Origin of the sequence: Flavobacterium anhuiense (assembly GCF_001705175.1) — a bacterium.
Classification (GTDB): domain Bacteria; phylum Bacteroidota; class Bacteroidia; order Flavobacteriales; family Flavobacteriaceae; genus Flavobacterium; species Flavobacterium anhuiense.
The window spans coordinates 613,999-638,410 of sequence record NZ_CP016907.1 but is presented as its reverse complement, the minus strand read 5'-3'; the positions used below and the strand labels follow the sequence as shown (position 1 = coordinate 638,410).

Sequence of the window (24,412 nt, the reverse complement as noted above, 5' to 3'; positions counted from 1 at the left end):
GTTGAAAAATAAGCTATTTTTTTAATACCTGAAAGAGGGTTTTTGCTCCGACGCGATTATACTTGTTTAATTTTCCTAATAAAAAATCAATTGCATCAAATGCTTTGCGTAAAGGGTCATTATATGGAAGATCTGTTAGTAATCCATTTTCAAAAAATGTGGGCTGAAAGTTAACTTCAATAAAACCTCTTAATGCTTCACCTACAACGTCTCCTCCTCCTCCAAGAGTAAGCTCCTCCTCGTAACCTTTACTTAATCTGCTCTCTAATTTGACTTGAAGTCCTCCTAGTACAGCAATAAAACTAAATACATCAAGAAATGCTGAAACTCCATAATCAGTATCTTCTTCACCTTCGAATGTTTTATTATTCATATAAGCATCCATATTGATAACTCCCATTAGAAATTTAGGAATAACATCGGAGTAGTCTCCATTAGGGTCTCCATTTTTGCCAATTTCCTTTGTAATGTATAATAAAAGCCCATCGACATCTTTATTAGTTTTTGTATTATGGAAAGTTTCATTGCTGTACATTTTTGTGTAATGATCTTTTCCTTCTTCCACATTTTCTTGCTTTAATATTTTTTGAATTTTTTCTTTTTGAGTATCAAGAGATATATCGACATTGTCTTGTTTCTCAGAATCTGATGCTAAAAGAACATATTTTAGATACAATTTTTTTAAATGGAATTCAAGTACCTTTTGCATCAATTCTACTACTTCACTAAATTCAATCTCCATTTTTAAATTTAGGCACAGGCCTGATTTAGTGTTTTTTATCATTTTTTCAAGATAGGGGCTAAGACGTTTTATCTCATCGCTATTAATATCAAAGAATTTGGTTGATTTTATGATTTTTAATATTTTAATACAGAGACCATTGTCAGCAATCTTATCAGTTTTAGAATCAAAATTAAAAAGACCTACCTTTTTTTGGTATTCAATTCCTTTAAATATTTTTATGGCATGTGTTGGACCTACAATTGGAAGTGAACTTAGCCACAAATCATAAAGTGTTGGCATATTCAATTTAAATTTTACTTCAGTTCCAGGTTCAGCAAGCGAACCGGGATCACCTGAAGAGGCTCCAAAATATAAAGAGACTTCTTTTTTAATATTTTTTCCTTCGTATTCTAATGTTTTATTATCTTCATTGATATGTACAACATTAAATAAAAAATCATCATTAGTTACTGAATTAGGAGAGCCTGTTCTTGTAAGCTTATAATGTTTGCCTAAAGTTATCCCTTTTTTTTCAGATGATAAATTTTCAGCTAGTTTTTTGAAAAAAGAAACAATATTGCTGCCAATGTTTGGCCCAGAAACTGGAGATAAGGTTTTGAATAGATTATTAATAAATGTAGTGTCCACTTGGGCACCGATAAAATATTTGTAATCAATTTCCATTTCTTTAAAAACTCTTCCTTTATTTCCCTGAGTAAAAGGTTTTTTATCGTATTTTACTTCAATGCCATAAGCAAATCCACCATTAAAATCTCCTGCAGTATTTAATCTTACAGATGGTATTTTTTCAAAAATATTGTTTATCAAACCATAACCTTTATTGCTTTCCTGTACTTCAGGAGCATCTGCATTACTTCGTATAGGAATATTATGGTTATTATTGTCTGTAGGGAAAACTCCTGCAAAAGCATTGACTTTAGCCCCAACTTTTGCGTTAAATTTAAATTCCGTTTTAGTTAAATATTGCCTAGCATCAACGTTTAGTAAATCAAGATGAAGAAAAAATTTGACTACATTGCGAACTACTTCATCTACAAAAACCGTCATAATCGCAGTAAGTAAAGCGGTTTCATTTTGTCTTATAGGAAATTCGTATTCAGTACTTTGGGTTAATTCTATACCTCCATCAAGGGAGTAGCCATAACCAAAACCAATAAGTTTTTTTGAATGACCATGGCCAGAATATTGCCCAAAACCAATTCTGAATCCATTGGTTTGTACCAATCCAAGTTCTACAATCATATCCCTGTTAAAAACTAAGGTTAGTTCATCGGCTTTAGACATTTTGCGATATATACTTTTTTCAAGATCTGATTTGATTTTGACTGGAGCTCCCCATACAAGACTTCCACCAATACCAAATTTCCCACCAAGACCTCGAGGCCAATAATCTACCAGACTTTGTGTCACATAATTATATGCAGAAATAAAGAAATCGATAGTTTCATGATATAATGCAACAGCATCAGTTTTTACTTCTTCACTAATATCTACAATTTTACCTATAGCAGATTCTAAACGATTAACAAGATTGTCTAAAGCTTCATTTTTTATGTAATTTAGGATTGTAGATGATTCATCATCGGGATCTTCTTCCTCAACTAGCATTTCATCATGTCTAAAATTTAAAAAGTAATACATGGCATCTGCAAATTTTCTTGAGGGAATCCAAATATTTTCTCCTGTAATTGTTGTAAAAGATGTAGTATTTCCTAGTGAATCAAATGCCATTTTACTATTAGGGTTTAATTCTTCCATCCTTTTTAGAAAACGATAATAATTAGGCAACGCTGTCTTAGGATCGCCTTCTTGTTCTTCGTCATCATCGATAAATTTATTATCAAAAATATTTACTAAATCTAAGTGATTAACTGAATATCTTTCATAACCATTTGTTCTAAAACCCCATTCTTTTACAGGATTATCTCCGATTTTTTCTGAATTGTAATAATAAAGCAGATTATGATAAAATTGAAATCTTGCATCTTCATGTCTATTAGCTTCTGAAAATGGTGTTCTACCTGGTAAAGTAAAAATTGGCACTTTCTTATAAGGGTCAACAATAACATATCCAACTCCTCCATAATAGTTTTCCAGCACTATTTGAGATAATGAATCTCCTTCTTTAATTTTGTATTGTTTTGCGCCGCTATCATCAAATAATAAGGGAGCAGTTTTACTTAATTCGTTTTGAATATCTCCCATTGGAACACTTGCATTACCAAATTCCAAATTATAATCCAATTTTGCAAAACCAATACTTTTTATGGGGGGAATTCCTTCAAGTGCTCTTTTTGAATTTTTTGCAATTACTAAGGGATGCTTGTCTATTTCAGTTTGAAATTTTTTATTTGGAACACCATATACGTGCTTATCATCATTTCCAGAATTGATATAAGAGAAACCAAATTCTGGTTGGGCTTCAATTGTAATTTCATCACCACCTTCTATTATAATTTTATAATTGGGATTTGGGTTAGATATGTCACTGCCAATATAAAACGATGATTTCGAGCTTACTCTTCCAACATATTTTTTCTTTTCGTAGTCAAAAATATGATCTTGACTCAATGCAGCATCAATTGCTAATAAAGTTTTTGAATCGACAATTCCATTAATATCAATAGATTTATTTGCAGTAAAAATTGCCGTTCCTTGGAAAATTTTAATAGCATTTTCTAGATTGACATCAAAAATTCCTGTTGCGATTAATTCATTTGGAATTGTATATTCATCGTATATTGCATCAATGGCTGTTAGGGCCATTTTTAGAATTGTAATATGTTGTCCAAAAGATTTGTATTTAAGCCCAAGTTTCTGATAATCGACATCATTTTTAGCTAATTTTATTAAGTATTTACTAGTCGATAGTGGTTCATTTAGTAGAACTCCTCCGATGCTGTCATCAGTAAGATTTTCATCTGTTAGTGGTATATTGTTAATTGCGTTTTTGGATATATGTAAGGACATAATTTAAGCGATTGAAGATTTAATTAATGCTTGTTAAAGTAATAGGTAAATTGTCGTAAATGATTTCGTTTGGAGAATCAACAATTGTTAAGAAATTTAAGTCGGGATCCTTGTTGTCAATAATATTTGGAATTCCTAAAGTAAGAGTGTAGTTTTCAAGTTTAAATGTTTGATATGCTGTGAAAGAATAATCTTTGTATTTAATAAACAATGGATGATTTGGAAAATCAATATTTGAATTTTCTTGAAATGTTTTTAGTACATTGTATTCTTGGTGTGTTAGTGTTATTGCTTCAAAAGTTTTGAAAACTGGATCATTAATACTTGAATCGCCAGATTGTGAATAAGTCAAAAATTTGGTAACCTCAGATGTAGTGTCCGAATTAGGAATTGAAAATTTATTTAACTCAAAATTTCCAATTTTAGATGTTTTTACAATTTGATTTAAGAAACCAATGTGAGGATTTTCAGTGTTTTCGTAGTTATAATCACTAGCTTTGAATTCTAAATTGAATTTACCTTTGCCTATTAAAGTGACAGGATAATCCCCTTTCTCATCTAAACTTCTGTAAACAGCTTCATCTTTGTAAGCAAAGAAAGTAACATGATTTTTATCGATCGCAATACCAGAAGTAGGTAAATATGCTTCTCCTTTTGCAGAATCAATGATAATAGGAGAGTTAATAGAAGAATAAGTGTAAACTCTAAAGTCGCCATCAATTAAATTAGCAAATCCAAAAATGTTATTCATCTTTAGAGAGAAAAAATTATTCCATATAGATGAAATATTTTGTTGCTCATTACCATTACCTTTTGTCGATTTTTTTAGAAGGAAGTAATTTGAACCTAACTTATTATTATCATATTTCCAGTTTTTTAATTTAATAGCTTCAGATTCTTCAAGCTGTATCGAATTACTACCGTTGCCATCAGCAATTATGAAATGTTTCTTTTGCGTTGTATCAACTTCAGTTGAAATTTTGCCAACATAAGAAGATAAAAAGTTTGCATTTTCAGGGCTCCCAATTCCAATAGGAATTTTGATATGAAACCACTTTTTGCTATTATTATAAACTTGATTAGTAATTTTAAGGATTGGCCAAGTAGTATAGTAATTCATATCAGTATAGACAGGATCCTTAACAGCACTATCTGCTGAGTAAAAACCAACTCTTAACTCGTCTTTGAACTTAAAGAAGTGATTGTATGAAAAGCCCCAATCGTCTCTGATGTCAATGTATACCGTATTTTTATTGTAAAACTTCTGTAAGAAGTTATCACCATTATCGGCTCCTTTAATTCTTAAGCCTTGATTTTTTGCAGCACCATAAAATGCGGTAATATCAAGATAACTTAAGACTTCTTCTTTTTGAAATCTGTTGTTAAATTTTAGTTTTAGTTTATCAGCTTCAGTTGCGTTGCTGTCAATAACTAGTTTAGCGACTTCTAATGTATGGTTTGGAGCTTTTAGCAATTTAAATGTTGGTTCATAGCCAATCATATCAAGGACAACTTCAATTCCTGCTAGAGTTGACCCGCCAGCAAATTTTCCAATTTGGCATCCTGCTTCAACAATAAGCGGATGGAAACTATCGGTATCGTCAAAAAATATTTTTTCGATAAAAGTAGTATCTGGAAGTTCTGAAAAGTTGAGACCTAAGCAATCTGGTTTAGCAATTAAATCAGTTCCATTTTTTGCATTTAGTTTATCCTGTACCTCTTTTATGACTTTAAGAATATTGTTTGAATCCCATGTTCCATCGGATTCTGGAATGTTTTGAAGCGCATCAACTAATGATGATTTTTTAATTCCTCTGTAAATAAACATTTTTACAGGGAAACCGCTAACATAAGTGTTCAATGGAAGCAATGCAAAGTTTAATAATGAAGAATTTGCATTACTAGGCATTGCCAATACTAATGATTTTGTAATCGCATAGGCTGGAGCTTCTTCAGAAACAGTAAAATTATTATCCAAATTGTATTTTTCAACATTGCCTACATCTGGCTGCTGTCCAAAAGCTAGTTCTGCTAATTGATCGGTTTCTATTGAGCTTTCTTTTGTAAAAAAATATATTTTCGACATGTGTTTAGTTTTTAAATCTAAAATTCAATTGAAAATTTTAGAGCGAATTGTTGTTTAAAATTGGTTACTTGATTCTAAAATAAATGGTAGAATTTGTTTATAAATCTTACAAAATAATAAACCAACACCAAAAGAAAAATCCTCCCCAACCAAATCTGTACTTTTTGCCAGAAAGTCAAGTAATTGACAAATTTTGTGGTGTTGATGGTTTTTACTTCGGTTTCTTTTACCTGTTGAGATTTCCAGCGGGCGTAGAGTTCCTGCTCTTTGAGTTCGCAGTCTACGTTGAGTTTGTTGCTCTCAAGACGAACCTTTGGGCTTTTTAATGTACGCCCTGGTTCGGCCTGAGTAACATTCTTAACAACTACTTTTCCGTTTTGACATTCCAGCAAAGCTTTATAAGAGCTGCTGTCTTTCTGAATTTTAAAGACAGTATCATGTACCGTTTCTTTAATGGTAATAGTTTTTGCTTTTTCTTCATTTAGAACCGGTTTCGGGCTTTTGCACGAAACCAGAACTAAGCCTAAAAAAAACAAAAAAACAAGACGTTTTAAATTATGTATCATATGTTATAATTTGATTTTTGCTGATTTTTAGAGCCTTAAAAAGCCTTTAATGCTTTTGATTTCTCTTTTTCTTCTGGCTACTTTATAGCCTTCGCGACCTCCCATATCGTTTGTATTTCCTTCAATGGCATAGATCAGCGTTCCTGCGACTTTATCGACAATTCCGGCATGGCCCGTTCCGTTTTTAAAATCGATGATGAAGACATCGCCTGGTTGAGGTTCTTTTTTAATTAAGGCTTTGCTTGAATTGTATTGGTCGAGTACGCCGCCTGTTTTCTTTAAAGGATTTTTAACGCCTAATTGTAATGCTGCTTTTTGAGTACACCAGTAAACAAAAGCCATGCACCAAGGATATCCTTTTGCAAGTCCGACACTTCTTAAATAAATCTCGACTTCAGGACCAGCATTGCTGTTTCGCGGCATCTCTTCAACGCCAACCTGAGCAATTGCAGTTTCTAAGGTTTTTTGGGCTAATGTCATTGCTGTTTTCCGTTTAGTTGTTTAAATTTTTGTAGTTCATCGACTAGTTGCTGATTAATCAACATCAGTTCTTTATGTTGTATTTCCATTTTTTTGATGGTTTCGGTTGCACTGGTCAATCGGGCAGTAAGATCATCAAGTAAGTCGCGGTAATATTTTACGGCGCTCACGGCATTGTCAAGTTCGGCTGCTCTGTCCTCAGCCAATGATTTTCTCATCGAGAAAAACCAAGTAATAAATGCGGCAAAAAATGCGGTAAGAGTGGGGTATAGAAACTGTTCCATTTAATGTTTAATAAATATATGTTAGGATTGAATTTTGTTTTTGGAGAAACAGCTTTTGAGTTTTGTTATTTGGAAGAAATAAGGCCTGTTTTTCTGTTTTTAATTGCTGCAGTTGTTTCCTTTTGTAGGTACAAAGATTGGCTTAAAAAAGCAGTAAAAAAAACAAATGAAAGGTGCTTAAACACTTGTATTCTGGTGCTTTACAGAGTTGTTCAGTCAACGGACAACGAGCTTTTTTACTCAAAAAAAAGGCACATCTTTGCAGAGCAATTCAGATGAAATATTGCTTATCAAACAAGTTATAAGTTTATAAGCTTTTGGTCTGATTTTGCAGCAGTTCTTCAATCTTTTTGAGCTCAGAAGTAATAGGAGTACAAAGAATCTCATACAATGTAGTACGCGAAATGGGGTAAATCGGATAAATGTATTTACGCCAGACTACAGTAGTAGGAATATCTTCAGTTTTATGTTTTTGATATAATTCTTTGATTAGCTTGTAGCGTAAAAGTTTATTTTTTTGGATTCCAAGACTTCTGTTGTTAGATATTGCCATAATGAAAGAGGTAAAATGATTAAATGAATTGTTTTTTAGATTAAAATATTGCCTTAGAGGCATCAACGAGTAATTATAAATGATATCACAGATAGCCAAAACCATTTGATCCTAATATATCAATGGCTGCTCTTCTTCTAATGCCGAAATGTTCCGGAGCTTCGTCCTGAAGTCATTCTGCCTAAATAACTTAATGATTTAAGTCTGCAGAGTCCGCACAACAATCCTGCTCCAGTATTATAAAAACACTGGAACATCTCGGGAAAAAGAATGGTTTTGAGTTATTTGACAAGGGCAGTAAGCGCCCGCTTTTTCGGTTCCTGTTTTCTTAATCTTTTGAGAAAAACAGGAACCTTTTTTATTTTATAAGGCTAAAAAATGGTTTTATAACAGATCTGGACTTGGTAGTAATCTAGTTTTATTGAGGGCTTGTATTTTAAAACAAGTATTTTAATCAATATCTTTCATTGCTATAAAATACTTGTTTTTTTATGAAGGAAGTATATTTTACAAAAACCAATTTTTAGTCCATGCTATGCGAACAATTTGATTTGTTAACCTGTTAATTTTAGGATCTGTGATGAGGTCTTTTTTTACGCTCATTTTGGTATTGCTTAAAAGTAGAATTTATTTTAAAATTAATCCATTCACGAAAAGTCATTATGGGTTTTAAGTTTGTAGCAATTAATAAGGCTCCTAAAAGTAAAGAAGCGTAGATGTCATTGTTTGGGTGCATTGATTTATAGTTTATGGGTTATTTTGGTAGTATTAATTGAGTATTTTTTACGATTTAAATCACAGTTTATTTTTTTTCGGTTGTAAGGTTAAATTCATTTTCATCTACAAATGGATCTTCATAGTAAGGTTTGAAATCATATTTTACGGCAAGATTGTTCACCTCTTTTATCTTTCTCTCCAGATCCAGTGAGACGGGCCTTGGTTCAGCTTCTGCATTTTCTAGAATATGCATCCATTGAAAACGTTCCTGATTAATGCAGATGCGCTCTCCAGCCGAAAATGTTTTTATTTTTTCTGAGCAAAACTGAAGTGCAGTGTAAAGCTGTGCAATGCGTTCTTTAATTTGATAATTATTCATTTTTTCGTAATTGTAAAATGGTTTTTAATTTTTTTAAATCATATTCGATAAGATTTCTTTCAGCACTATTTGGATTCTTAACGAGCCAGGATTCCAGTTCCTGTATTTTTTCAATTATTTGTGAAATAGTCATTTTGATTTAGTTTAAGATGAATGATTTTTTATGGGTCCAGTCATAAGTAAAAAGTTATTATTTCGTAAAAAGCACTTCTAAATTTCTTACAAATATCGAAAGTTATTTCGAATATCAAAATAAAAACGAAACTTTTTTCGATTTATTTTTATGATATTGATTTTTAGTGTTTTGTAATGGTTTTGGTTTCATTATTGCAAATAATTTTGTGTTTGTTTCATTATTAAACCGCATAATTTAGGTTTTACATCAATTAGTTTGTAAATTAAACTGTATGTTTTCGAAAGATGTTTCGTGGTATGTTTCGGGAGATGTTTAATTGAGAGATTTGTTAAGATTTACTTTTAAGGGAAATTTCAAAAAAACATAGGCTTTGCTAAATTTTTGAATTAAAATGAAAAACTGAGCATATACGAGAGGTATGAAAAAAGCCCTGATCGCAAAAAGAATTTTTAAGAACGGGCTAAAATTATTGAGGCTTTAAATTGGTTCTTTCGTAAAATCAATTAAGAGATTCTTTTTCGCAGATTAGCAATAATTCTAATATTTCAATGCTGATTTTTCCTTCTAAAAATAGTCTACGCAATAATTTTATGTACTCTTGTTTTTTGGTAATCATGATTATGTTTGTTATAGGTTAAGTAGTAAAATTCGTAATATTCAATATCCTATATTTGAGGTTTCACGTAAAGAGATATTCAGGAAAATTGTATGTCGAAATATTCTCTTAAAAATTAACATTCGAGATGGAATCCATTTTTTTTGTCTATTTCTATTTAAAGGAGTCAATAATTTATCATTTTTGATAAAACGAACTTTTTGGAATATTTTTTATGAAGAAAATATAAATTTTATACTATTGTATTGATTCTTAATTAGAAACTTTTTCTCATAATATTTATGCTGTCTTTATTATTTATTTAACATTCTGTTATTTTAGTAGATAATAAATTGTGATATTTTCTTAGAAGAAAAAGCCTGTAAGAAATAAATTGCTACAGGCTTTTTCTATACTGGAATGTCAAGAGAACGTATTTTTTTAAGATTTTGGGTTTTAAGTTGTTTAAGGAAATTTGATTTCTCTTTTTACTGCAAAAATTTGTGTATCTAATGTGAGGGCAAAGATGTGAACTTTAAATGCTTAATAAAAGAGAATGCAAGGTATTTGAACATTAATGTTCGAAGTTTTTACAATCTTGTACAGCAAAGGAAATTTTGCTTGTGCATAAAATTATGAAGCAGCCTTCTGGCTTAATTCTTCAATTTTTTTGAGTTCGATTGTTATAGGAGTACAAAGTATTTCGTATAATGTAGTTCTTGAAATAGGGTAAATAGGATAGATATATTTGCGCCAGACTACCGTAGTGGGAATGTCTTCAGTTTTGTGTTTCTGATATAATTCTTTTATAAGTTTATATCGAAGTAATTTGTTTTTCTGAATTCCCAAGCTTCTTTGATTGGATATAGGCATAGTAAAATGATTAAATGTTGAAATAAATGAATTAAAGTAATTTAATGAAAGTGTTTATTCTGCTATGATAAACGTTTTGAAAAGTGATACGTCATCAATGGGGGATTTAAGATTTGTTAGCAATTCTATTTTTGCGCTCGTTTTGATACTGTTTGAAAGTTGTGTTTATTTTGAAACTTAGCCATTCTCGAAACGTTAAAACATGCTTTAAGTTAGTTGCTATCAGTAATAATGCCAGTAAGGCTGATGCATAAATATCATTGTTAGGCTGCATGGTTTTGGTTGTTTTGCTGGTTAAAGAAATCAAAAGCATATCCTTGTAAAAAATCTACAGAAGACATGGAGAGCGGAATATTGGTTCTAACTCCGTTATCGTCTATTCTGCTAGCCTCTATAAACCAGCTTGAGCGTACAGGTTTAAAAGACGAAGCGATAATTTCGACACCATCTGTAAATTCTTCATTGTTAAATTCTTTCGTTAGTTTTTGAAGCTCTAAGACTCTAGATCCTTTTAAATTTCCTTTGGCATCCTTTTTTAAAAGATTAAAGACAATTTTTACTAATGATGCTGTTTCTTTGCTTGTCGAAAGAGAAGAAATGTAATTTTGTACCTTTTCAATCCCAATAGTTACGGTATCATCCCAACCTTCATTAATACGATATCCAATGGTAATCTCTTCTTTGTCATTAGAAAAAGTGTGTGACATCTGTTTTTCTTTGAAGCCATAAACCTGATTTTTTAAATCCAGAATAGTTTCAAATAATTGAAAAGTTTCAGTTTTAGCATTTCTCATCATTTCAGATGTTTCGTGTAGTCTTGAAAGCGCTTTAGGTATAGTTTCTGCAACTAGTTTTTTGTAAGCGTCTCTCTCTCTTCATTTTTCTTGTTTTCAATTCGATATAAAGCATCTTTTAATTCCTGAGCCGAAAACTGAGATAAATCCATAGGTGAGTTGATTGTGTTTGTTAAAGAAGTGTCCATAATAATTTGGTTTTTAATGTTTTAGTAATTAATTGTATAGTATGATTTCGTTTTTAAAAGGGTCGCCGTAATAAGGCTTGAAATTGTGTTGCACGGCAAGTTTTGAGACCTCTTTTAATTTGTTTTCAATGTTTTTTGGAACGGGACGGGGAGAAGCGGTTTCGTCGTCCAAAATATGCATCCATTGAAAACGTTCCTGGTTGATGCAAATCCTTTCTCCGGCGGTAAATGTTTTAGTTCGTTCAGAACAATATTGAAGTGCCAGATACAATTGAGCGATTCGTGCTTCGATTTGATTTTTATTCATAATTTTTATCTAATAAGTTTTTTAATTTTTTAATATCTGATTCGATTAAATTTCTTTCAGGACTAGTAGGATTTTCGATAAGCCAGCTTTCCAGTTCCTGAATTTTTTCTTTGATTTGACTTGCTTTCATTTTCTCTGTTTTTTTATATAAATGATGATTTTTATGATCCATGATTAATATTACATTTTATTCGTAGTTTTATTCTTATTTAGTGTAGTGGGTTGGTGAGTTTTGTTTTATGAGCTTTTTTTTGTTTTAATTAATTGATTTTTATGTGTTTGAGATATTTTTATGATAATATTATAAATTATGTGCTGTGTCAATTTGTTAAAATTTCTGTTGTTTTTAAATTTTATTTTTCTTTACTTTGCAAATATAATGTAAAATTATACATCAAAACAAATTTTTAACGTAAAAAAATACGATTTTTTATGGGGTCAACTGATAGGATGAGAGAGTATCTTGATTATAAAGGGATTACTAAGTATAAGTTTTGTAACGATTTGGGGTTTTCAAATAAGTTTTTAGATAATAGTAGTAATATGGGGACAGATAAGGCGTGTAAAATTTTACACTATTATCCCGAGATAAATTCTGAGTGGCTTTTAACAGGCAATGGGCCTATGATCAAGGAAGATAACACAAGTGTGATGATTATGAAGAATGATAGAAAAACTGCTGATGCAATTCATGTAAACCAGGAAATTCCATTGTATGATTTAGAAGCTGTTGCTGGATTAAGAGAGTTGTTTAATAGTGGCGAACCGCAAAGAGTTTTGGATACTATAAAAATTCCGAATCTGCCAAAGTGTGACGGAGCAATTTCGGTTACAGGAGATAGTATGTATCCATTATTAAAATCAGGAGATATTGTATTGTATAAGGAAACTGAATTCGAGAATATCTTTTTTGGCGAAATGTATCTTTTGAGTGTAAAACTAAATGATTGGGAAGAATACATTACTGTAAAGTATGTGCAGAAATCTGATCAAGGAACTGAGTATGTTAAATTGGTTAGCCAGAATTCTCATCATCAGCCTAAAGATATTCATATTTCAAAGATTTCAGCGCTTGCACTTATAAAAGCCAGCATCCGTATCAATACAATGATGTAAAAGAATTAGTTTATAATAGGAAATATGGTTTCTTTAAAAAAAAATCATATTCTGTTATTTTTTATAAATTTGTTAATAATCCGAAACCAATATCGAATCTTTTGAGGTATTATTTCGTAACACTTTTTTTAGATGAGCACGATAAATGAAAAGATTAATGATATAGCAGTTAAAGAATTCAAAGGAAACAATAGTTCGTTTGCAAAGGCAATGAATACAAGTGAGGCAAATATTCGAAATTATAGAAAAGGAACTATGCCAAAACTTGATTTTATAGTTAAGCTGCATGACTTTTTTGAAATGAGTTTTGAATATCTGCTTTCTGAAAATGTTGAAATTGGAATGTATGAAATTGAAGATCCAAAAACTTTTAGTCAGGATCAGGATTTGCTTAATAAAACATTGAAAGCTGAGAATAATCTTTTAAAAGAGAGACTGGAATTTTTATCAGAGCAAATAGAGTTTTATAAAGGTAAAATAGAGTTTTTGTCACTTCAAACAAGCGTTAAAAAAACTCAGACATCCAAAGAAATTGCCGAAGGATTAAGAATTATTGATGAAATAGAGAATTTATTTATAAAGAAATCAGTTAAGTGATTTTTTCGTAACTTTTGGGAAGCCTCGAATCATTGCGTGAATATAAAGAAGGCCGATTAGAAAACTAATCGGTGTTTTTTATATTAATCATTAAAAACACTATCAAAAATCAGCTAAAACAGCACAAAATCTACAAAATACATATTAAAAGTCAAACTGACAATAACTAATCAAAAACCAGTATTTGCTGAATTTTTCGCTTTATTTTCGCTTTAAAAAAACGATTTATTGAAAAAAAATTTTACTAAAACGTTTTTGTAAGTTTCACTTGCATATATTTGCGATGTACTAAAATATTCAACAATACATTTTTTGTCCGATGAAAAAGATTACAATTAGAGATATTGCGAAACAGGCAGAAGTTTCTATTTCTACTGTGTCTTTTGTGATCAACGGAAAGGGCGAAAAAATGGCTATTAGCCCAACGGTAATTAAAAAAGTTCAGGATGTAGCGCAAAAATTGCAATATAAGCCAAGTATGATTGCTAGTAGTTTGAGAACTGGAAAAACAAGATCAATCGGACTTATTGTAGAGGACATATCCAATCAGTTTTTTGCGGATTTGGCTAGAGTTATAGAAGACGAAGCAAAAAATATAGATTACAGAGTTTTTTATTGCAGTACTGGTGATGATAATAACCGTTCTGAAGAATTAGTGCAGAGTCTTTTGCAAGCCAATGTGGAGGGTTTTATTATTACGCCGACTCGTAATTTAGAGAAAACAATCGGACAGCTTTTAAAATTGCAAAAACCTGTTGTTTTGATTGACCGATATTTTGCCAACCAAAAAGTAAGTCACGTTCTAATGGACAATTACGAAGCATCTTATTCGGCCACTAAATTTTTAATCCACAAAGGAAAAAAGAATATCGCCGTTGTGAATAATGAGTCTGGAATGATTCAGATGAAGCTAAGAGAAAAAGGATATGTAGAAGCCTTAAAAGAAGAAGGAATTTATAACGAAAAGTATACACTTCATTTGGATTATCATTCAAGTGAGCAAAGCAGAATTGAAGCCATTGTAAATTTCTTCAAGAAAAATAAAGAAATAGATGCAGTTCTTTTTTCAGCCAACTATCTCGGACTTGCAGGACTTCAGGCTTTTAGGATTTTGAAATGTAAAATTCCCGAAGATGTTTCCGTCATAAGTTTTGATGATCATGACAGCTTCAAGTTGCACACGCCCACAATCTCAGTTATTGCACAGCCCATTGAAGAAATTGCCGTCAAATCGATACAGTTGCTAATGAGCCAGATGACAAATTTGGAAGATTTCAAAATAGAAAAGGTTCTCAAGAAAGGGACTTTGATAATAAGAGAATCTGTTTAACCAATCGAAAATTAAAAACGAAAATTAGAAATTAAAAAGTGTGACTTTTTTTTTAATCATTTCACTAAAACGATTTAGTAAGATTTTTTCTGGATTTTCTTAGACTTTAAAAAACTAAAACAGCTATTGAGATTACTTGTTATTCGAGCTGTAATATTGAAATAGAGTACAATTTTTTATTAATTATTTAAAAACAAACAACTTAACAACAAAACACAAAACAAATCAAAACCAATAACCAAAAAAACGCTTATGAGACGAATATTAGCAGTGTTAGGAGTGATATTGCTTAGCAGTTTGAGTGCTGCCGCGCAAAATCGATTAATAACCGGTATAGTTACAGATGCAGAGAACAAGGGAATTGTCGGTGCATCAATCGAAGTTCAGGGAAAACCATTTAGTGCTATTTCAGACGCCGAAGGCCGATTTAGAATGAATGTTCCCGAAGGTAAAGTTACCCTTAATGTATCTTCTATAGGGTTTCAGTCACAATCAGTGGCAGTTCAAGAAAAAGATACAAGAGTTGCCGTTACGTTAGTTGAAACAACACAAGAACTAAAAGATGTTGTTGTAACTTCATTTGGAGTTAAAAAACAAAAGAAAAGTTTAGGTTACGCAGTTGGAGAACTAAAAGGAGAGGACCTGACAAAAAATAAAGAAATTAACTTAGGAAACGCGCTTCAAGGTAAAATTGCCGGAGTAAACGTTTCGGCACCAGTTACTGGACCGTCAGGTTCTAGTCGTGTGGTAATTCGTGGAGCAACTTCTGCATCAGGGCTTAATCAGCCGTTGTATGTTGTTGATGGAATTCCGATTGACAATACACAGCAAGGAAATGCAGGTATGTGGGGAGGTGCGGATAAAGGAGACGGTATGTCATCTTTTAACCCAGATGATATCGCTTCGATGTCGGTTCTTAAAGGTAGTGCCGCTTCTGCTCTTTATGGGTATAGAGGTTCAAATGGCGTTATCTTAATTACAACTAAAAAAGGTAAAAACGGAACAGGAATAGGAGTAGATTTCAGCACAAATTCTTCTTTTAATACGCCTGCAAGCCTTTTGAAATGGCAAGATCAATATGGTGCTGGAGCTCCAAATGCGAGTGGTGTGCCAACTAGATTTAACAATTTGCAAGAACTTAGAGACTCATACTATTTTGCATGGGGGGATAAATATGACGGAACGCCATCTTTATCACTTGACGGTAAAACAAGACCTTATCAAGCTTATGGAAAAGATAATGTGGAGAATTTCTACAGAACTGGATATTCTTTCAGCAATACTTTAGCAATTTCTGGAGGAAATGAATCAACAAATTTCAGATTGTCTTTCGGAAATACTAAAGACGAATCGATTATGCCAGAAACTACTTTTGGAAGAAACAACGTGGCTTTGAGCTTAAATTCGGCTCCAAATAAAAGAATTAGCATTGAAAGTAATGCTCAATATATTTCAGAGAAAAGCCATAACCGTCCGTATTTAAATGACTCGCCAAGAAACCCTTCTTTTCCAACTACTTTCATGACTCCAGGTTCAGATATTAGATGGTTAAGCAATCCTTATGATGCTAATGGCGGCGAAGAAGACTTTTTAGGAGCAAACGTATATCATACCAATCCTTATTTTGCTACGAAATCTCCATTAAACGACGACCTTAGAAAGCGTTTTATTGGTTCCGCAAAAGTAAATTACAACATTACAGATAAAATTTATGCGAAGGCTGTTATTGGTATTGATGATATTAATTATGAATATACTGAAATTGAACCTACTGGAATAAACTATAATCCAGGAGGATCTATCGAAAACAGAATCGAAACTCGTTCTGAAGTAAATGCTTCTGGCTTCTTAGGATACAAGGGAGATATTGCTAAAGATATTTCATTAGATGCTTTTATTGGTGCAAACCGCCAGCATAATAGATACAGCGGAATCAAAATGAAAGGAAACAACTTTATTGTTCCGTTCAAATATTTCTATGGAAATACACAACCAGATAAAACAGAAAAATTATTCTCAGAAAGCGAAGTAAACTCTCTTTTCTATTCTGCAGATATCGGGTATAAAGATTTCTTATTCTTAAGTTTAACGGGTCGTGAAGATTGGTTTTCAACATTAGATCCTGCAAACAACAGTACTTTCTATCCTTCTGTAAGTTCAAGTTTTATTTACTCTGAAGTTATCGGTCTTCCTGAGTGGATGTCATATGGTAAGGTTAGAGTAGGTTGGGGGAATGTTGGAGGTGCATTGCCAGAAGCTTATGCTTTAGCATTAACTTACACTACACCAGACGGACAGACAGATTCATTAGGACAGCCAATTTTAGGTGTAAACGGAGAAACAATTCCAAACAGAACTCTAAAACCTTATAATGTAAGTACAATTGAGTTTGGTTTCGAAAATACATTCTTCAATAACAGAGTAAGTACAGATTTGACTTTCTACAGCAAAAAAACTACAAATGATATTACAGATGCTGACGTTTCTCAAGCTTCTGGTTACAGAACAACAAAAATTAACGTTGGAGAAATTTTAAACAAAGGGGTGGAGTTTGCTGTTAATGTGAAAGCTATCAAGACGCCAAGTTTTTCTTGGAATGTAGCTTATAATTTTGCATACAATGATAGTGAAGTTTTAAATCTTTCTGATAAAATTACGACGAAAACATTAGAAGGAAACAGAGATGGAAGAGCTAATGTAGTTTTAGAAAAAGGACAGCCATTTGGAGTGATTAAAGCGTATGACTATTTAAGAGATGCTAATGGAAATATAGTGCTTGGCACGGATGGTAAATTCTTAAGAGGAAACTTAATCATTGCAGGACAAGGTGTTGCACCAACTTCAATGGGACTTTCAAATGATTTCTCTTATAAAAATTTCACACTTTCTGTTTTTGTTGATGCTAAATTTGGAGGAGAAATCTATTCAGCTACAAACCAGTTAGGAACACGTTACGGATTATCTGAAATTACGCTTCCAGGACGTGAAAATGGTGTTCAAGTAAACGGAACAGATGTAAACGGAAACCCAGTTAATACAAACGTTTCTGCTTACAATTACTGGAGAAGCTACAGTGATGTAACGTCAAACTTTGTTTACGATGCTGATTTTGTTAAGCTTAGAGCAATCTCATTTGCTTACAATTTCCCAAAAGCGTATTTACAAAAAACACCATTCCAGTCTGTTAGTTTAGCATTTTCAGCTCATAATTTATGGACTATTTATGACAAAGTTCCAAACATCGATCCTGAGTCAAATTACTCAAATAGTAATGCTCAAGGTATGGAGAGAGCTTCTATGCCATTGACAAGAAACTATGGTTTTGCACTTAATGTCAAATTCTAATTCTAAAAAAGATGAAAAATAGATATATCAAAATATTTTGTGTCGCAATTGTTGGTGCTTTGACATTAGCTTCATGCGATAAAGGATTCGAAGAAATGAATAAGAATCCAAATGCCTTAACAGATCCAGCTGTAAAATCTATGTTTACGCTTGCTGAGATTTATGTAGACGGACAAGATTTTTCTAACACAAGAGGAAACAATTTATACGCTGCACAAATCGTACAGCAGTTTTCTTCACTTGGAGGGCCAGGTTCAAAATACACGTATTCTTCTGAGTATTCTGCCGCTCTTTTTGGTGAAACGTACGGAAAAGGATTAAATCAGATTTTCCAATTATTATCTGTAGTAGAAAATACGCCAGAAAATACCAATATGATTCAGGCATTAAGAATCATGAAAGTTTTCTTGTTCCAAAAATTGACAGATACTTACGGTGAAGTTCCTTATTTTGAAGCTGGAAAAGGATATAACGGAAACGTGTTTTCTCCAAAGTATGATACACAAGAGGCTATTTACAATGATCTTTTAAAAGAATTAGACGAAGCTGGAACTGCACTTGATGCAGGCAAACCATTTGTCGGAAGTGCCGATTTGTACTACCAAAGTGATGTTGCAAGATGGAAAAAACTAGCAAACTCTTTAATGCTGAGAGTTGCAATGCGTTTATCTAAAGTAAATCCTGCAAAAGCAAAAGAATTTGTAGAAAAAGCTTATGCAAAAGGAGTTTTTACTTCAAATGATGACAGTTTGGTTTTAAAACACGATGCAGGTCCTGCAGGTGTTAAAACCAATCCAATTACATCTTCTTGGGTGAGAAACGATTTGAACGGAGGAGAATCTAACATTAAATTCAGTAAAACGTTTATTGATATGTTGAAAAACACAAACGATCCACGTTTAAGAATTTATGCAAAATTGGAAGCAACAGGAGATAATAATCCGGCAAGTCAGCAAGGTTTGGCAAATGATGCAAAAGAATTTCCAGGAGGAGACAAAAAATTATTCTCAGACCCAAATACTTCTACAGTATTGCGTTTAGATGCTCCAACATTAATTATGTCTTATGCTGAGGTTCAGTTTTTATTGGCAGAAGCAGCAGTAAAAGGATGGAATGTTGGCGGATCGGCTCAGACCTACTATGAAAACGGAGTAAAAGCGGCGATGAATATCTTAACCATTTTTGGAGATAAAGTGCCTGCGGTAACTCCAGCAGAATACAACACTTATATTACAACGTATCCATTTAAATCTGCAGGAACAGAAGCGCAAAAAATCGAACAGATTATCACTCAAAAATGGATTGTATTGTTATTCAACGGTTTTGAAGCATTCTCAGAATATAGAAGAACAGGCTACCCAGTTTTAGTTCCTGTTAATGATCCAACAGGAGAAACACAAGGAACAATTCCGAGAAGATTAATTTATGATCAGTCAGAACTTATCACAAATGAGGCTAATTATAAAGCAGCAATTCAACGTCAAGGTTTAGATTTAATGACCACAAGAATCTGGTGGGATAAATAATTTTTAAATTGGTTGGTTAGTTAAGATAAGTCGGGTACTGAGCATACCCGGCTTATTTTTAAAATCGTTTAATTGATTGATCTGAGAGTAAGGAATTGAAAAATTATTTTACAGATTTAAATGCTTTTTTTTCGCAGCAAGCAAATACGATTCTGCTGAAAAAGATGGATTTTATTTTCTGGACTTTAAAAATTTCAAAATAGTATACTTAAGGTTTATTTCAATTATTTGAATTTAAAAAAACGATCCATATCAAAATCAAAATAAAACATAAGGCAGTGGTAAAGAAAATATTTCTAGTTGTATTTTAGAGTTACTAACAAAGAATAAATTTTCAAGAGAAGGAATAGTGCGGTCAGTCTTTCCTTCTCTAAAACTGCCAAATTACTTACCTTTTTTAGTAATTTTAGAAGGTATTAAAATAGTACTCTGTAAATGAATTATCAAAAACAACTTCATTGGATAATGTCCTTATTTCTGGCTGGTTTTACGTCAATTTCCTTTTCACAGAAAATTGATTTAAAAAACAATTGGAAGTATCGTGAAGAAAAAACACAAAAATGGTATTCGGCTACTGTACCAGGAGAAATTCATACCGATTTGCTAAACAGCAAATTAATTCCAGATCCATTTTACAGAGATAACGAGAAAAAACTGCAATGGATCGAACGCAAAAACTGGGAATATAAAACTGCTTTTCAGGTTTCGGCAAATATGCTAAAAAAGAAAAATACAGAATTAGTTTTTGACGGATTAGATACTTATGCATCAGTTTACTTAAATAATCAGCTAGTTTTAAAAGCTGATAATATGTTTCGTCAATGGCGTGTTGACGTTAAAAAAGTTTTGAAATCGGGAAATAATGATTTGCGAATCGTATTTCAATCAGCACAAAATGTAGTCGATTCATTGGCTAAAAAAGATTATCCATTTGTAATTCCAGACAATCCACGTGCCTATGTTCGCAAAGCGCAATACCATTTTGGATGGGATTGGGGACCAAAATTCACCACTTGCGGAATATGGAAAACGCCAAGATTTGAAGCTTATGATGAAAAAGAGCCTGAGAAAGAGTATGTTTTAAATCGAAAAATCGAATTGATACAAGACAAAGACAGTCTTGGCCGCTCTTTTTATTTTAAGATTGACGGAAAACCAGTTTACATGAAAGGAGCCAATTATATTCCGTCAGATGCTTTTCTTTCGAGAGTGACCAAAAAAGAATATGAAAAAATAATTTTATCTGCCAAAGAAGCCAATATGAATATGCTTCGCGTTTGGGGCGGTGGCATTTATGAAGATGATTATTTCTACGATTTATGCGATAAATACGGTATAAATGTTTGGCAGGATTTTATGTTCGCAGGTACAATGGTTCCTGGAGACGACGCTTTTTTTGATAATGTAAAAAAAGAAGTCCAATATCAGGTAAAGAGATTGCGCCATCATCCAAGCATTGTTTTATGGTGCGGAAATAATGAATCAGACGAAGCATTTAAAAATTGGGGCTGGATGAAAAGTTTTAAAATTTCGAAACAAGATTCAATCCGTTTGTGGAAAGATTACACGCGTTTATTTCATGACAGTATCCCAAAATGGGTAAAAGAAGTCGATGGAAAACGCCCGTATTTAAGCTCTTCACCATTATATCATTGGTCAAAAGCAAAAAGCATAACCGAAGGAGACAGCCATTATTGGGGAATTTGGTGGGGATTAGAAGATATTGAAGCTGTTCAGAAAAAGACAGGACGTTTTGTGAGCGAATACGGAATGCTGTCTTTGCCAAATTATAATTCAATTGAAAGTTTCACTTCGCCAGAAGACCGACAATTATATTCAGATATACTAAAAGTACATTTAAAAGCAGGCAAAGGTTTTGAAAAATTAGATTCCTATCTCGCCAAATATTTTATCGATGAATCTAAAATAAAAAAGATGAATTTGGAAGATTATGCCTATTTGAGCCAGTGTCTGCATTATTATTCCATAAAAAATATTGTTGGCATACATCGTGCTAAAGCGCCTTATAATATGGGGACTTTAGTTTGGCAGTTAAATGACTGTTGGCCTGTAGCAAGTTGGAGCATTACAGATTACAATAATCGACAGCAAAAAGCTGCTTGGTATGCCATAAAAGAAGCTTATAGAGACGACATAAAACCAGAAGCCGATTTTACACATCCGAAAGATTTGGCATTAGAAGATCCAAAAATCAGCTGGAAAATAAAAGGAAATAACGTAGTTGTAAAAGCCCAGAAAATGGCAAAATATGTTTGCATTTCGATGAAAGGCTATAACGGAAAATGGAGCGATAATTATTTTGATCTAAAAGCGGGAGAAGAAAAAACAATTTCGTTTGAAGGTAAAATAGCGAAGCCAGAGATTAAGATTTATTCCTTGTATGAGGTTTTAAAGAGGTACTAAGGTTCTAAGTTGCAAAGGGGCAAAGGTTTTTCGTAGAAACGCACTTCAGTGCGTCTCACCCACAGAATTTAAAAATTAAAATATATGAGAATAGTATTTAGCGGCTTTTTGGTTTTAAGTTTACTTTTTGCCAATCCGATAATTTCACAGCAAAAAAAGGCAAAACAAGCAGATGTGAATTATACACAATATGTAGATCCGCTTATTGGTTCGGCGGGGCATGGTCACGTATTTGTAGGTGCAAATGTTCCTTTTGGAGCCGTACAGTTGGGACCGGTAAATATTTTTGAAGGTTGGGATTGGTGCAGCGGTTACAATTATGCCAGCAATACGATTTTAGGTTTCACGCACACGCATTTAAGCGGAACCGGAATTGGGGATTTAAATGATATTCTCGTTTTGCCTATCAGCGGAAAAGTTGGTTTGACCAAAGGAACAAAAGAAGATATGATAAACGGTTACGGTTCGTATTTCTCTCATAAAAACGAAGTGGTAAAACCAGGATACTACAGCGTATTATTGGATAAATATAAAATCAAAGCCGAATTAACAGCCAGCGAAAGAGTTGGTTTTCATAAATATACTTTTGAGAGCCCAAACGATTCACACATTTTAATTGATCTTACTGACGGAATCGGCTGGGACAGACCGGTAAAAACTTTCATTAAAAAAATAAGCGAAACCAAAATTGAAGGTTACCGTTATTCGGCTGGATGGGCTGCCGATCAGCGCATTTATTTTGCAATGGAATTCTCGGAGCCGATTACAAATATGATGGTTTATGATAGTACAGCTACAGTAAAGGGAACAGAAGGCGAAGGCCTGAAAATAAAAGCGGTTTTAGATTTTAAAAACTTAAAAAGCAAACAGATTCTGGTAAAAGTCGGAATTTCTCCAGTTAGCACAGAAAATGCATCTGCCAATATAAAAGCAGAAATTCCGAATTGGGATTTTGAAGCGATCGTAAAATTGGCAGATTCAAAATGGAACAAAGAGCTAAATAAAGTCCAGATAAAAGCAGACGAAAAAACAATGAAAGTTTTCTATACTTCGTTGTATCATACCATGTTTGCACCTTCTATTTTTAATGATGCGAATGGAGATTACTTAGGAACAGATAAAAAGGTTTACGAAAAAACCAATTTTACCAATTATACTACTTTTTCACTTTGGGATACGTACCGCGGACTGCATCCATTATACACTATTACACAGCCAGAAAAAATCAATGATATTGTAAAATCGTTTTTAGCGATTTATCAGCAACAAGGAAGATTGCCGGTTTGGCATTTAATGGGCAATGAGACCAATACCATGAACGGAAACCATTCTATAGCGGTTATTGTTGATGCGTATTTAAAAGGATATCGCGATTATGATACCAATTTAGCATATGAAGCCATCAAAAAAACGGCAATGCAGACCCGCGACGGAATGGATTATGTTCAGAAATTAGAATATATTCCTGCCGATAAATTATTAGAATCTGTTGGAAATGCTTTAGAATATGCGATTGATGATTACTGTATCGCTTTAATGGCAAAAGCTTTAAACAAAACAGACGATTATAATTATTTCACCAAAAGAGCGAATTTATACAAAGAGTATTTTGATAAAGAAACCACTTTTATGCGCGGTAAATTGGCAAATGGAAATTGGAGAACACCATTTAATCCGCTTTCGTCTGCACACCGTAAAGACGATTATGTTGAGGGAAATGCGTGGCAATATACTTGGCTGGTTCCTCAAGATCCGTACGGTTTGATCGATTTATTTGGAAACGAAGATAAATTTATCGCAAAACTGGATTCACTTTTTCTTCTGACAGATAAAGTAGAAGGGGAGGATGTTTCGCCAGACATCAGCGGTTTAATTGGGCAATATGCTCATGGAAATGAGCCAAATCATCATATTCCGTATTTGTATGCTTATGTGGGGCAGCCTTGGAAAACAGCAAGATTAATTCGAGAAATCGATGAGAAATTCTATTCAACAAAACCAGACGGATTATGCGGTAACGAAGATTTAGGACAAATGTCGGCTTGGTATGTTTTATCTTCTATGGGATTCTATTCAGTTAATCCAGCAAACGGAATTTATGTTTTAGGAAGTCCATTGGTAAATTCAGCCATTATCCATCACAAAAAAGGCATTTCATTTACAATAAGTGCAATTAATAACAGTGCTTCAAATATGTATATCCAAAAAGTAGAATATAATGGGAAGCCGTACACAAAATCATGCATCACAAATGATATGATTGTAAAAGGCGGTGAACTTAAATTGTATATGGGAAGCAAACCGTCAGAAACATTTGGAGTTAAGAAACAAGATAGACCTCAATAATTTAAGATTTAAGAGTTCTGATTTTAGATTTCCTAACAGGTTTTTGAAATCTGTT

The 24,412-nt window shown here is 32.7% G+C and carries 20 protein-coding genes; 7 read left to right on the top strand and 13 right to left on the bottom strand.

The features are described 5' to 3' along the window. Nucleotides 1–13: 13 nt before the first annotated feature. The 13 genes from BB050_RS02740 to BB050_RS21715 form a co-directional block, all read right to left on the bottom strand. Nucleotides 14–3,715: a hypothetical protein gene (locus tag BB050_RS02740; RefSeq protein ID WP_066032518.1), complete on the bottom strand. Its 3,702-nt coding sequence runs from the start codon at nt 3,713–3,715 to the stop codon at nt 14–16. Between the two features lie 19 nt (nt 3,716–3,734). Beyond that, nucleotides 3,735–5,801 carry a hypothetical protein gene (locus BB050_RS02735; RefSeq protein ID WP_066032517.1) on the bottom strand — a complete coding sequence of 689 codons (2,067 nt, stop codon included), beginning with the start codon at nt 5,799–5,801 and terminating at the stop codon, nt 3,735–3,737. Between the two features lie 74 nt (nt 5,802–5,875). Then, entirely contained in the window at nt 5,876–6,367 is a 492-nt protein-coding gene (locus tag BB050_RS02730) for a hypothetical protein (RefSeq protein WP_066032516.1), read from the bottom strand. Nucleotides 6,368–6,394: 27 nt separating this feature from the next. Further along, nucleotides 6,395–6,847, bottom strand: a complete 453-nt coding sequence (locus BB050_RS02725) for a CHAP domain-containing protein (RefSeq protein ID WP_066032515.1) — start codon at nt 6,845–6,847, stop codon at nt 6,395–6,397. After that, complete coding sequence (locus tag BB050_RS02720) at nt 6,844–7,131, bottom strand: methyl-accepting chemotaxis protein (protein WP_083219804.1); 288 nt, start codon at nt 7,129–7,131, stop codon at nt 6,844–6,846. The genes BB050_RS02725 and BB050_RS02720 overlap by 4 nt, the downstream gene beginning before the upstream one ends. Before the next feature lie 307 nt (nt 7,132–7,438). Further along, nucleotides 7,439–7,684 carry a hypothetical protein gene (locus BB050_RS02710; protein ID WP_066032512.1) on the bottom strand — a complete coding sequence of 82 codons (246 nt, stop codon included), beginning with the start codon at nt 7,682–7,684 and terminating at the stop codon, nt 7,439–7,441. 568 nt (nt 7,685–8,252) lie between these two features. After that, on the bottom strand, nt 8,253–8,420 hold the full coding sequence (locus tag BB050_RS21805; RefSeq protein WP_164085575.1) for a hypothetical protein: 168 nt from the start codon (nt 8,418–8,420) through the stop codon (nt 8,253–8,255). 66 nt (nt 8,421–8,486) lie between these two features. Beyond that, nucleotides 8,487–8,780 carry a hypothetical protein gene (locus BB050_RS02705; RefSeq protein WP_066032511.1) on the bottom strand — a complete coding sequence of 98 codons (294 nt, stop codon included), beginning with the start codon at nt 8,778–8,780 and terminating at the stop codon, nt 8,487–8,489. A gap of 1,364 nt (nt 8,781–10,144) precedes the next feature. Continuing rightward, a complete protein-coding gene (locus BB050_RS02700; protein ID WP_066032510.1) occupies nt 10,145–10,384 on the bottom strand; it encodes a hypothetical protein in 240 nt (79 codons plus the stop codon). A 263-nt stretch (nt 10,385–10,647) separates the two neighbouring features. Then, complete coding sequence (locus BB050_RS02695) at nt 10,648–11,181, bottom strand: DUF3164 family protein (RefSeq protein WP_236940410.1); 534 nt, start codon at nt 11,179–11,181, stop codon at nt 10,648–10,650. A gap of 50 nt (nt 11,182–11,231) precedes the next feature. Further along, nucleotides 11,232–11,366 carry a hypothetical protein gene (locus BB050_RS22205; protein ID WP_257784747.1) on the bottom strand — a complete coding sequence of 45 codons (135 nt, stop codon included), beginning with the start codon at nt 11,364–11,366 and terminating at the stop codon, nt 11,232–11,234. A 28-nt stretch (nt 11,367–11,394) separates the two neighbouring features. After that, nucleotides 11,395–11,673: a hypothetical protein gene (locus BB050_RS02690; protein ID WP_066032508.1), complete on the bottom strand. Its 279-nt coding sequence runs from the start codon at nt 11,671–11,673 to the stop codon at nt 11,395–11,397. Then, on the bottom strand, nt 11,666–11,845 hold the full coding sequence (locus BB050_RS21715; RefSeq protein ID WP_123906984.1) for a hypothetical protein: 180 nt from the start codon (nt 11,843–11,845) through the stop codon (nt 11,666–11,668). Before BB050_RS21715 ends, BB050_RS02690 begins: the two co-directional genes overlap by 8 nt. Nucleotides 11,846–12,297: 452 nt before the next feature. Here BB050_RS21715 and BB050_RS02685 point away from each other — a divergent pair, with 452 nt between their 5' ends. The 7 genes from BB050_RS02685 (at nt 12,298) to BB050_RS02655 (ending at nt 24,357) form a co-directional block, all read left to right on the top strand. After that, nucleotides 12,298–12,789, top strand: coding sequence for a S24 family peptidase (locus BB050_RS02685; protein ID WP_236940409.1), 492 nt, complete (start codon nt 12,298–12,300; stop codon nt 12,787–12,789). A gap of 132 nt (nt 12,790–12,921) precedes the next feature. Further along, nucleotides 12,922–13,386, top strand: coding sequence for a transcriptional regulator (locus BB050_RS02680; protein WP_066032506.1), 465 nt, complete (start codon nt 12,922–12,924; stop codon nt 13,384–13,386). A gap of 319 nt (nt 13,387–13,705) precedes the next feature. Continuing rightward, entirely contained in the window at nt 13,706–14,716 is a 1,011-nt protein-coding gene (locus BB050_RS02675; RefSeq protein WP_008461987.1) for a LacI family DNA-binding transcriptional regulator, read from the top strand. Between the two features lie 252 nt (nt 14,717–14,968). Then, the gene (locus BB050_RS02670; RefSeq protein ID WP_066032505.1) at nt 14,969–18,061 is read left to right on the top strand and encodes a SusC/RagA family TonB-linked outer membrane protein; all 3,093 of its coding nucleotides are present in this window, start codon (nt 14,969–14,971) and stop codon (nt 18,059–18,061) included. 11 nt (nt 18,062–18,072) lie between these two features. Beyond that, nucleotides 18,073–19,587, top strand: coding sequence for a SusD/RagB family nutrient-binding outer membrane lipoprotein (locus tag BB050_RS02665; RefSeq protein ID WP_008461989.1), 1,515 nt, complete (start codon nt 18,073–18,075; stop codon nt 19,585–19,587). Between the two features lie 435 nt (nt 19,588–20,022). After that, nucleotides 20,023–22,011, top strand: coding sequence for a beta-mannosidase (locus BB050_RS02660; protein WP_236940408.1), 1,989 nt, complete (start codon nt 20,023–20,025; stop codon nt 22,009–22,011). 84 nt (nt 22,012–22,095) lie between these two features. After that, entirely contained in the window at nt 22,096–24,357 is a 2,262-nt protein-coding gene (locus BB050_RS02655; RefSeq protein ID WP_066032503.1) for a GH92 family glycosyl hydrolase, read from the top strand. Nucleotides 24,358–24,412 lie beyond the last annotated feature (55 nt).